The sequence below is a fragment of the Microbacterium sp. UBA1612 genome (assembly GCF_002321605.1).
Lineage (GTDB): Bacteria > Actinomycetota > Actinomycetes > Actinomycetales > Microbacteriaceae > Microbacterium > Microbacterium luteum.
This window is the reverse complement of the sequence record NZ_DCMW01000002.1, coordinates 69,751-80,456: the sequence shown is the minus strand read 5'-3', so window position 1 is coordinate 80,456 and position 10,706 is coordinate 69,751. Positions and strand designations below refer to the sequence as shown.

At 69.2% G+C, this 10,706-nt stretch carries 10 protein-coding genes; 4 read left to right on the top strand and 6 right to left on the bottom strand.

The annotated features are described in order from the left end of the window. Window positions 1–157: 157 nt before the first annotated feature. The gene (locus tag B3S45_RS00535; RefSeq protein WP_414683056.1) at window positions 158–829 is read right to left on the bottom strand and encodes a PEP/pyruvate-binding domain-containing protein; all 672 of its coding nucleotides are present in this window, start codon (window positions 827–829) and stop codon (window positions 158–160) included. Then, window positions 826–1,653 (bottom strand): pyruvate, water dikinase regulatory protein, encoded by an 828-nt coding sequence (locus B3S45_RS00530; RefSeq protein ID WP_286716810.1) that lies wholly within the window; start codon window positions 1,651–1,653, stop codon window positions 826–828. The genes B3S45_RS00535 and B3S45_RS00530 overlap by 4 nt, the downstream gene beginning before the upstream one ends. Before the next feature lie 217 nt (window positions 1,654–1,870). Between B3S45_RS00530 and B3S45_RS00525 the strand changes: the two genes are divergently transcribed. After that, window positions 1,871–3,097, top strand: coding sequence for a glycosyltransferase (locus B3S45_RS00525; RefSeq protein ID WP_286716808.1), 1,227 nt, complete (start codon window positions 1,871–1,873; stop codon window positions 3,095–3,097). 24 nt (window positions 3,098–3,121) lie between these two features. Here the strand turns inward: B3S45_RS00525 and B3S45_RS00520 are convergent, their stop codons facing one another. From B3S45_RS00520 to B3S45_RS00510, 3 genes are all read right to left on the bottom strand, one after another. Then, on the bottom strand, window positions 3,122–4,729 hold the full coding sequence (locus B3S45_RS00520) for a cellulase family glycosylhydrolase (protein ID WP_286716806.1): 1,608 nt from the start codon (window positions 4,727–4,729) through the stop codon (window positions 3,122–3,124). A gap of 73 nt (window positions 4,730–4,802) precedes the next feature. After that, on the bottom strand, window positions 4,803–5,753 hold the full coding sequence (locus B3S45_RS00515; RefSeq protein WP_286716804.1) for an EamA family transporter: 951 nt from the start codon (window positions 5,751–5,753) through the stop codon (window positions 4,803–4,805). Between the two features lie 7 nt (window positions 5,754–5,760). Continuing rightward, window positions 5,761–6,996 carry a serine hydrolase domain-containing protein gene (locus B3S45_RS00510; protein ID WP_286716802.1) on the bottom strand — a complete coding sequence of 412 codons (1,236 nt, stop codon included), beginning with the start codon at window positions 6,994–6,996 and terminating at the stop codon, window positions 5,761–5,763. 132 nt (window positions 6,997–7,128) lie between these two features. Between B3S45_RS00510 and B3S45_RS00505 the strand changes: the two genes are divergently transcribed. Continuing rightward, a complete protein-coding gene (locus B3S45_RS00505) occupies window positions 7,129–7,440 on the top strand; it encodes a DUF2470 domain-containing protein (protein ID WP_075807123.1) in 312 nt (103 codons plus the stop codon). Between the two features lie 60 nt (window positions 7,441–7,500). Beyond that, on the top strand, window positions 7,501–8,154 hold the full coding sequence (locus B3S45_RS00500; protein WP_194384028.1) for a heme oxygenase (biliverdin-producing): 654 nt from the start codon (window positions 7,501–7,503) through the stop codon (window positions 8,152–8,154). A 1-nt stretch (window position 8,155) separates the two neighbouring features. Here B3S45_RS00500 and B3S45_RS00495 read toward each other — a convergent pair whose 3' ends face one another. Beyond that, complete coding sequence (locus B3S45_RS00495) at window positions 8,156–9,523, bottom strand: ATP-dependent DNA helicase (protein ID WP_071045222.1); 1,368 nt, start codon at window positions 9,521–9,523, stop codon at window positions 8,156–8,158. Between the two features lie 75 nt (window positions 9,524–9,598). Between B3S45_RS00495 and B3S45_RS00490 the strand changes: the two genes are divergently transcribed. Then, complete coding sequence (locus B3S45_RS00490) at window positions 9,599–10,705, top strand: hypothetical protein (RefSeq protein WP_286716798.1); 1,107 nt, start codon at window positions 9,599–9,601, stop codon at window positions 10,703–10,705. Window position 10,706 lies beyond the last annotated feature (1 nt).

Sequence of the window (10,706 nt, the reverse complement as noted above, 5' to 3'; positions counted from 1 at the left end):
GACTCATCGGTGGATCGAGGCTAAACCGCGGCCAACCGAACACCGCGGCAGCGGTTCGGTCAGCGGACACACCCGCACGGTCACTGGGATCCAAGGGCGAGCATGCCCGAGGGGTCGCGATTACCCGGCCCGTTGAAACTTTGCGCTCAGGTACGTCTTACGCAACACCAACTCGGCGCCAGCGCCACCTCCGGCGAACTACAGAATCAATGACACGCAAAGCGTGGAAGACGATCCCGCCCCTGTTGGCGAGCCCCGAGATTCCGCGGAGACTCGTCACAAGATCAGTGGCACAAACTACAGATTCCTTGTCATCGGACATCGCTCGGTCGTTGTAGAGCGAGGCGAACACACGACGGATCGCGCTCAGGATGTTCTCGATGCCGCCGATGTTGAGGAACGTCTCCTGCTGACCGGCGAACGAGGCGTCGGGGAGGTCTTCGGCGGTGGCGCTGGAGCGAACAGCCCACGTGACCGCCGTGGGATCGGACTCACCCGCGACGAGGTCCGCGTAGGCCGAGCGGATGTCGGCTTCGAGGTCGGCGGGGAACGGCTGCTCCTCTATCCAGGCACGAACACGCGCGCCCAGGTGGGTGAGCGCCGCGACGTCGTCGATATCGATGCCCTCGACGGCGGCGCGGATGCGAGCGTCGAGCTCGCCCGCGGCGAGAAACCGCGCGAAGGCGTCGGCGGTCGTGGCGAAGCCCGGGGGAACCCGGATGCCCGCGGACGCCAGGTGAGACACCATCTCGCCGAGCGACGCATTCTTGCCGCCCACCTGGGCGAGGTCGTTCATGCCGATCTCGTCGAAACGCAGGATGTTGGTCATGGGGCGGGCCTTTCGTGGGGTCGGTCGCGCAGATTCATGGACTGCAGGATCACGGCGGACATCTCCTCGACGCTGCGGGTCGCGGAGCTGAGGAACGGAAGGTGCGTGCGGCGGTAGAGGTCTTCGGCCCGGCGGAGCTCGAGCGTGCACTGGGCGAGGCTCGCGTAGGTGGAGTTCGGGCGGCGCTCGTGGCGCACCTGGCTGAGACGGAGCGGAGTGGTGGTCAGCCCGAAGCAGCGGTCTGCGTGCGGGGCGACGATGCGCGGCAGACCGTCGGTCGGAAAGTCGTCGTCAGTGAGCGGATAGTTCGCGACAAGGAGCCCGTAGTGGAGGGCCAGGTACATCGTCGTCGGCGTCTTCCCGCACCGCGAGGGCGCGACGATGATCACATCGGCGCTCGCCAGGTCGCGCCCGCTCTGGCCGTCGTCGTGTTCGATCGCGTACTCAACGGCCCGCATGCGGCGGAAGTACTGCTCGAGGTCCCCGAGCCCGTGGTACTGCCCGGAGCGCGTCTCGGCGGTGGCACCGAGCTCGGCCTCGAGCTCGGTGAAATGCCCCGCCAACAGGTCGATCACCACGGCGCCGGCCCCCGCGAGACGAGACCGGATGCCGGCATCCTTCACCGTCGCGAAGACGATCGGGGCACCGCCGGCTTGCGCGCAGCGTCGCAGGTGCCCGACCACCGCATCGACCGCGGTGACGCTGCCGAGGAAGGGGACCGTGTGACGCTCGAAGCGCGCATCCGGGAAGTTGGCGAGCAGCGCACTGCCCAGGGTCTCGGCCGTGATACCGGTGTTGTCCGACACGAAGAACACGGCTCGCACGGCAGAGCCAGACGCTGGACGCGGCGCTATGGCAGACACGAGGGATGCGTCAGGTGTCGTCGGGGCCATGCGATGACGCTAAGGGCAAGATCCAGCGTCCTGACGGGTCATGTTGACGGAAGATCTGCGTTTCTTACCGCTCGGTCAAGTAGTCGTTCCACGTGCAAGGCCGCCATCGGCGGACCCGCAGCGCTCGAGCCGTCGCTAGAGTGGCGGCATGGCGACGGTGCTCTTCTGCCCGGTCACGTTCAACCTCGCTGAAACGACCCGCATGATCCAGGTCGCACGAGCCCTGGATCCTCGACACGACGCGGTCTTCCTCGGGTATGAACCCGACTTCGCCGACCTCATCCGTGATGCGGGGTTCGACTATCGCGCCTGCCGTCCCTCGTGGTCCCGGGAAGAGCGCGACCAGGCCCTCGCCTTCGACCAGGGGAGGGCGATCCGTAGCCCGTTCACGACCGAGCTGGTCAGCGCCCGCGTGGCGGTCGAGCGGCACCTCGTGCGCGAGACCGGAGCGAAGGCGATGGTGACGGGTTCGAATCTCACGTCCTTCATCTCGGCCCGTGCCGAGGGCATCCCGCTGTTCTATCCGGTGCCGTACGCCCTCACCGATGCGCAGGTGTCGGCGGCCGTGCACATGGGCTTCGTCTCCGGGAAGGGCGCGATCGCCCGCGTCGCCGACCGGGTGGCGACCGCGGTTTTCCGATGGATCTACACGACCGCACCCCTGGCACCCCGCGCGTTCACGCGCGTCGCGAAAGCCAATGGCGTGCCTCCGCTGCGCACCGTCGGGTCGCTGCTGACCGCCGACCGGAACCTCCTGACCGAGATGCCGTGGGAACTGGAGGGCATCGACCTGCCTGCCGGGTTCGAACGGGTCGGACCGATCTTCGCGCACATCGACGCACCGATCCCCGCGGTGGTCGAAGAACTCGCCCGCGAAGACACCCCGCTCGTGTACCTGGCCCTCGGCAGCTCGGCCGACCGGCGCCTCGCGCTCACCCTCACCGGCGCGCTCGGCACCCTCCCCGTCAACGTCGTCGCGCCCATCCGTCACTACCTCCGGCCCGACGACACCGTGCCCGAGAACATCCATGTCACCGATCTGCTGCCCGCACACCGGTTGGGCGGGCTCGTCGACGCGGCCGTCATCCACGGTGGCCAGGGCACGGTGCAGACCGCCTGTGCCACCGGTGTGCCTTTCGTCGGGATGGGCCTGCAGCCCGAGCAGACGTGGCATGTGCGGGCGTGCGCGTCCCGCGGCAACGCGATCGCCCTGTCACGGAAGGATGCGGGCACGCCGGCCTTCCTCGACGCCGTGCGGCACGTGCTCGCCGACCCGGGCATCCGTCTGGCGGCCGACGAGGTGCGCGACGCCTACGAGGGCGCCGACGGCGCCGCCGCGACCGCGCGCCTCATCGAGGCGGCCCTCGCCGCCTGAGTCGCGTTCCGCGGGAGACGCGGATCAGTGCGGCGCGAGGGTGAACGACGACACCGTGGGCGCCGACGTGGCGGCCACCTGCAGCCCCACCGTCATCGTCTGACCCGGCGAGAGGGATGCGGCCCACCCCGCACCGTCGCACGTGATCGTGCTGCCGGCGAGGGAGCAGTCCATGCCCCACGCGTTGACGATCCCCGTCGCTGTCGGCGAGGTCCACGACGCCGTCCACCCGGATTGGTGCGACGCCGCGGTGACCACGACATTCGCGACGTAGCCCTGTCCCCAGACGCTGGTGGGCTCGAGCGATCCCGACAGCGCAGCCGGGCCCGGCGTCACCGTGGGCGTGGGGGCCGGCATCGGCGTGAGGGTCGGGGTCGGCGTGGGGGTCGACGTCGGCGTGAGGGTCGGGGTCGGGGTCGGCGTGGGCGTCGGCGTCGGCGTGGCGCTCGGGCTGGGCGAGACGGTGGGCGTCGGGACCGGCCCGACGCTTTGGGCCAGCAACGGCGCGAGGGCGGCGACCTTGTCGGCTTCCGGGGTGCGCCAGTCGTCGGCGACGATGCCGCCGGTGTCGCCCGAATTGGGGTTGAACGACCAGAAGGCGAAGCTCATGTCGTTCTCGTCGAGGTAGGCGATGATCTCGTCGAACCACAGCCGGTCGCTGTCGGTCTCGAGCTTGGTCCCGAACTCGCCGAGCAGCACCGGCGCGATGCCCTGCTTCTGGATATAGCCCCAGTTGGTGTCCCACACCGAGGTGAGGTTGTCCGGGTAGTCCGACGCACCGAACCAGTTCTGCCACGCGACCGACGCCGGGTAATCGTGCGGCGAGTAGACGACGCGATCGGCGACCTCGAGCACCACCGGGTCATCGGCGACACCGCGCAGGCCCCCGCCCCACCACGTCCAGCTCCCGTCGACGTCGCGACCGACACCCTCCACGATGATGAGCAGGTTCGGGTTCGCGGCGAGCACCGCGTTGCCGGCTCGCGTTGCCGCAGCCGGCCAGTCGACGCTCGCGTCGCCGCATCCCCAGCACGCGCTGTCGTGGGGCTCGTTGTGCAGATCGGCGCCGATCACCGTCGGATCGTCGGCGTAGCGCTCGGCGAGCATCACCCAATCGTCGATCCACTGCTGTTCGTCGACCTCCGAGGTGTACCAGAGCGAGGACTGTCCCGAGGTGGTCGGACGGTGGCGATCGAGGATCACATCGAGCCCGTACGCGCTTGCGCGGTCGATGACCGCGTCCATCACCTGCAACGGCGTGAGGCCCACGAGGTCGGGATTGGCGTTCGCGTCGATGGAGGATGTGCTCGATGCGGTGAGGCACTCGTTGGCGTAGGGCAGGCGGATCGCGTTGAATCCCAGCCCCGCGATGGTCTGCAGCCCCTCATCGAGTGAGATCGTCCACAGGCCGTGCGGCGCACAGTTGGACGTTTCGAGACCGAGCCAGGACACGGCACGGATGGTGTGCGCCTCTCCCGCCTCGGTGACGATGCGTGCACCGTCGGTGTGCAGCCAGCCGGACTCGGAGGCGGATGCGGGCGCCGAGACGACGCCGAACCCGGCGACGAGGGCGACCGCGGCCAGAAGGGCGCTTGCGCGAGAACGCAGGCGCGTGGGGATCCGCTGTGACATCGATGCGCCCTCCGCTTCCCTCCCCAGCGAGAGACCACCGTAGCGCGTCCGCCGTTTCGCGCGGGTGAATTCCTCAGGCGAGCGGTTCGGTGAACGGCTCCTGCGCGGGGTCGGCGGGGGGATGAGGCCCGTCCGCGGCCGGCTCGCCGGCAGCGGCGTCCTCGTTCGGGTTCGCCTCCGACCGCGGTGCGGTCTGCACCGCACCGATACTTGCGACGATCACGAGTCCGATCCCGACGACCTCGAGCCAGGACAGAAGCTGACCGAGAAGGAGGAACCCGGCGAGGGCCGCGGTGGCGGGCGCAAGGCTCATGAGGATCGCGAACGCCGCCGCGGGCAGACGGCGCAGCGCCACGAGCTCGAAGGCGTAGGGGATCGTCGACGACAGCAGCGCGACGGCGGCACCGAGACCGAGCAGCTCCGGCCGCAAAATCGCCTCGCCGGCCGATGCGATGCCGAACGGCAGCGCGATCACCGCTCCCGCGGTCATCGCCAGGGTCAGCCCCTCGAGCTTCGGGAATTCCCGCCCGACGCGCGCCGAGGCGACGATGTAGAACGCCCAGCTCGCGGCGGCCCCGAGGGCGAAGAGCACGCCGATCGGATCGAGGCGCTCCCATCCGCCTCCGCCGAGCGCGACCACACCCATGAGGGCGATCGCCGCCCACAGCCACGCGGATGCGCGACGGCTCGCGATGATCGACAGCGTGAGCGGACCCAGCACCTCGATCGTGACCGTCACGCCGAGTGGCAGCCGCTCCAGCGCGAGATAGAACAGCCCGTTCATCACGGCGAGCACGACACCGAAGCCGACCACCGCCGCCCACCCGTCGCGCGTGTGTCCGCGCAGGGCCGGCCGGGCGATGATCCAGAGCAGCAGCGCGGAGAACACCAGCCGCAGCATCACCATGCCGAGGGGGCCGACCTCCGGGAACAGCAGCACCGCGAACGATGCGCCGATCTCCTGACAGGCGAGGCCGGTGACCACCAGCAGCACCGCGGGGGCGTTGCCGGTGCGCACGCTCACCGAGGCGTCAGCCTTCGGCGTCGGGTATCGGACAGATCGCGCGATCGGCGATCTGCGCGTGGAACTGCTCCGCCGTCCACGGCAGCCCGGCGGTCGGTGCCTCCTGGCCGGAAGCAGCGGGCGCCTTCGACGCGATCGCGGCGAGCTCCCACGCGAGGTATGCAGGGAACGCCACGCCGCCGGCGGAGTTGTTCAGCACGAGGGCGACGGTCAGGCCGGTGTCGGGATCGGAGAACGCCGCGGTCGAATAGCCGAGGGTCGTGCCGAACTGACCGATGAGCGAGCCGGTGATGCGGGCTCCCCCGGCCGTCGTCTGCCATGACGGGGCATCACCGTAGGCCGGCTTGGCGTCGTCGAAGCGCTCCGTGTCATCGGGGAGCAGCGCACCCGTCGCGAGCGCCTGCGCGTAGCGGCCGAGATCCTGAATCGAGCTGGTCACACCGGAATCGGTGAACCCGATGCTCGACGACGACTCCGTGTAGTCGGTCGGTTCGGCGCAGTTCAGACCCTCTTCGCCCCGCAGCGACTGGTATCCGGGCAGCGGGTTCGCACCGGGCTCGGCGGGCGCCGCGCCCGGAAGCTCGGTGGAGGTCAGCTCGAGCGGCTCGGTGACGTACTCGGCGATGAGATCGGATGCCGACATGCGCGTCGCATTCTCCAGCGCCTGGCCGAGCAGAACGTAGCCGGCATCGGACTCCCGGAAGGTCGCGCCGGGCTCGGCATCGCTGCGATCGGACAGCCCGAAGCTGGCCAGGAACGCGGGATCCCACTCGCGTCCGGGGAACTCGAGCCAATCGGCTTTCAGGTAGGGCTCGTACGAACCGACACCCGACGTGCCGTCGCACAGCATCTCCAGGGTGACGGCCTCGAGGTCGGGCACGCCGGTGACATAGTCGGTGACGCTGTCGTCGAGGGACACCGTGCCCTTCTCATCGAGCACGTACAGCACGTCGCACGTCATCGCGCGGGTCACCCGACTGGCACGGAAGGTCATATCCTCGGACACCGCGGCCCCGTCCGGACCGGTCGTTCCGAGACCCGCCACCCACGAGCCGCTCCACGGTGCCCAGACCCCGACGATCGCGCCGGTCGCACCGGATGCCGCCATCGCCTGCTCGGCCGCCGCCTGCAGCTCCTGCTGGATCTCGTCGGTGAACCCGCCCTCGACCTGCGCGGGAACGTCGATCTCGACGGTGGCGCCGCCCGAGCACGCCGAGGCGGTCAGGGCGACGGCAAAGGCCATCGCCGAGACTCCCAGAATCCTGCGGCGCAACATGTTCTTCGACTTCCCACCCCCCGGTGACCTCTGAATTCAAACACACGCACGTAACGACTCGGTCACAGCACGGCGAGCATCCGCCCTACGCTATGCTCCGTGACTCACGTTTTCGATCCCGACGTCCAGACCGCGATCCTCCGCCACATGAACGGCGATCACACCGACGACAACCTGCTCATCACCCGCGCGTTCGCTCCCGAGCGCGACATCGCCGCGGCCACGATGACCGGCTTCGACGGCGACGGCGGCGTGTGGGAGGTCACCTCCGCCGCGGGAACGGTCGCCGAGGTGCGCATCCCGTGGCCGGGCGGCACGATCTCGGAACGCCCCGAGGTGCGTCGCGAGGTCGTCGCGCTGTATGACGAAGCGTGCCGCCGCCTCGGGGTCGAGCCCCGACCGCACGCCTGACGCGCACCCGTCTCGAAATCCACGGTTAGGTTCACCTAACTCTTCCCCTACAATGGCGACATGAGCGAGGTCATCTCCTTCTCCAGCGCCCTGCGTGAGCGGTCCAGCACGGCCCATGCTTCGAGCGAGCACGCCGGCTTCATGGCCGACCTCGTGCGCGGCGACGGCACCCGCGACGATTACATCGCTCTCACGGCGCAGCACTGGTTCATCTACCAGGCGCTCGAAGCGGCCGCCGACCGCATGCGCAACGACCCGGTGGCGAGGGTCTTCATCAGCGACAAGCTGACGCGCCTTCCCGCTCTCGAGGCCGACCTCGAGTTCCTCATCGGACCCGACTGGCGCGAGAAGATCGCTCCGCTGCCGACCACGCAGCGCTACGTCGAGCGCATCAACCTCGTGGGCACCACGTGGGCCGGCGGCTTCGTCGCGCATCACTACACGCGCTACCTCGGCGACCTCTCCGGCGGCCAGTTCATCGGGCGGCTCATGTGCCGCCGATTCGGCTTCGAGACCAACGGCGTCGGCTTCTATCTCTTCGAAGACATCGCCGACCCGAACGCCTTCAAGGACGTCTACCGCGAGCAGCTCGACGCCGCACCGTGGGACGACGCCGAGAAGGAGCGCGTGATCGACGAGGTGCTGGTCGCCTACCGGTTCAACACCGAGCTGTTCGAGGACCTCGCCCGCGCCAAAGCCGCGGCGATCGCCTGACTCACCGCGGACTCGCCGCACCCGCTGAGCGCACCTCGCGCATGAATCGCCGCACGTCCTCATCCACCCGGATGTCGCTCGGCCGCAGCGGGCGCGACAGGTACAGCCCATCGAGCGACGTCAGTCGCGACAGCGCGACATAGGTCTGGCCCGGCGCGAAGGCGCCCGAGCCGAGATCGATGACGGCCCGGTCGTACGTCTTGCCCTGCGACTTGTGGATGGTGACCGCCCACGCGAGCCGCAGCGGGAACTGGGTGAACTCGGCCACGATCTCCCGCGTGAGCGACTTCGACGCGGGATCGTACGCGTAGCGGAACCTCTCCCACACGGCCGGTTCGACGTCGAACTCCTCGCCGTCGACCTCGACCCGCACGTTCTCGCCGGCGATGCGCGTCACCGTGCCGATCGTGCCGTTGACCCAGCGCGGCGGCTCGCCGAACGACGCCGTGTCGTTCCGCAGGAACATCACCTGCGCACCGATCTTGAGCTTCAGCTCGGCGTCGGCCGGATACGCGTCGCCGCGCCCGAAATCGCCGTTGATGTCCGCCGCCGCGGTCTGCGATCGTCCCGGCAGGGCATCGAGGTGCCGTCGGTTGATGTTGTTCACGATGTCGTTGCGCGTGGCGAGCGTGATGATCGGTGTCTCGTCGGCCGTGGGGTCCGGCGGCGTGCGCGCGCCGGTGTCGTTGAGGATCTTGGCGATGTCGGCGGTGACGACGCCGTGGCGCACCGCGTTCAGCATCGCCTTGAACTCCGGATCGGCCTGACGGTGGATCTCGGCGAGCTCGCGCACGTGCAGCTGCGCACCGTGCGATCCGATGTCGATGATCCCGTCGCCGCCGACATCGCCGACCCACACCTTGGCGTCGAAGAACCAGAACGACCGGTAGTGATCCCGGATGTAGCGCAGCTCGTCGCCGCGCGGAGGCACCGGCGCGAGCTGATACGGGTCGCCGAACATGACGATCTGCACGCCTCCGAACGGCTCACCACGGCGCCCCCGAGCTTGCCGCAGCGAGCGGTCGATGCCATCCATGAGGTCGGCATTGACCATCGAGATCTCGTCGATGACGAGGGTGTCGATGGCGTTGAGGATCTTGCGCGTGGCATCCGACTGGTCGATCTCGCTGTCGGCGATGAGACCGATCGGCAGCCGGAAGAGCGAGTGGATGGTCTGACCCTCGACGTTCAGCGCCGCAACGCCCGTCGGTGCGCAGACCGCGATCTGCTTGGACGTGTTCCACGCCAGGTGCTGCAGCAGCGTGGACTTTCCGGTGCCGGCGCGACCTGTGACGAACACGTGCTCGCGGGTGTCCTCGATGAGACGGAAGAGCGACTCCTGCTCGAGGGAGAGGGCGCGCGTGGTCACCGGTTCATGGTAGCCATGCGACGCCGCATGACGGCATCGGGCGGTCGGTCAGGCGGACTTTCCTAGACTGGGGGCGTGGAGCGGGGGGCGACGGATGCCGCACCGGAGGCGTCGCATGCGCCTCCGGCACCGGGCGCGCCCGCCAGGCGCCGATCGCGGGGCGGCAGGCTCGGGCGCGACCTGACCGTCATCGTCGTGATCACCGCACTCGTGCTGGCCGGCCTCGCGGTCGCCGCCACGCTGGCCTACCGCGAGTTCTACAGCCCCTCGGCATTCGTGCGTCACTACCTGCATCTGCTGCACGACAACGACGCCGCCGGGGCGCTCGCCGTTCCCGGCGTCGCGATCGACAGCGCCGAGCTGCAGGCCGCGGGACTCGAGACACCCGACTCCGACGCCCTCCTGCGCGCGGCGGCGATGGGCTCGCTGCGCGATGTCTCGATCGTGTCGGAGGTGTCCGACGGCGACGTCACCACGGTCATCGCGGAATACGACGCCGGCGGCGTTCCCGGCACCGTCACCTTCGAGGTCGAGCACACCGGCTGGATCGGCATCGCCCCGACATGGGCCTTCGCCACGAGCCCGCTCGCCGTGATCGACCTGTCGGTGGAGGGCTCGATGGAGTTCGCGGTCAACGGTTTCGAGATCGACAAGAGGCAGGTCTCCCCCGACGGCGTCGACGCCGACCCCACCGCGCCGATCTCGATGCTCGTGTTCTCCCCCGGCCTCTATTCGGTCTCCGTCGACACCGCGATCGCGGCGACGCCCGGGGTGGCGGTGCTCAGCGACGCGCCGCTGACGGAGGTGCCGGTCACCGTCGCAGCCGAGCCGACCGAGGAGTTCGTCGAGGTCGTGCAGGATCGCGTCGAGGACTTCCTCACGGCGTGCGCCACGCAGGAGGTTCTGCAGCCGACGGCCTGCCCGTTCGGCTACACGGTCGACGATCGCATCGTCGGTCTGCCGTCCTGGTCGATCGCGGAGCAGCCCGCCGTCACGGTCGAACCCGACGGAGCGAGCTGGAAGATCCCGGCGACCGAGGCCGTCGCCCGCATCGACGTGCAGATCCAGTCGTTCTTCGACGGCAGCATCCGCGATGTCAGCGAAGAGGTGCCGTTCCTCGTCACCGGCACCATCACCGTGCTCCCCGACGGCACCGCCTCGATCGTGGTCGGCGCCGGCTGAA

Coding starts and splice junctions, on each gene's coding strand:
- B3S45_RS00510 (WP_286716802.1), bottom strand. CDS start 6,996: ATGGCCTTTGCCGTCGCCCTGACCGCCTCGGCGTGCTCGGGCGGCGCC.
- B3S45_RS00525 (WP_286716808.1), top strand. CDS start 1,871: ATGGCGACGGTGCTCTTCTGCCCGGTCACGTTCAACCTCGCTGAAACG.
- B3S45_RS00535 (WP_414683056.1), bottom strand. CDS start 829: ATGACCAACATCCTGCGTTTCGACGAGATCGGCATGAACGACCTCGCC.
- B3S45_RS00500 (WP_194384028.1), top strand. CDS start 7,501: ATGAGCGAGGTCATCTCCTTCTCCAGCGCCCTGCGTGAGCGGTCCAGC.
- B3S45_RS00520 (WP_286716806.1), bottom strand. CDS start 4,729: ATGTCACAGCGGATCCCCACGCGCCTGCGTTCTCGCGCAAGCGCCCTT.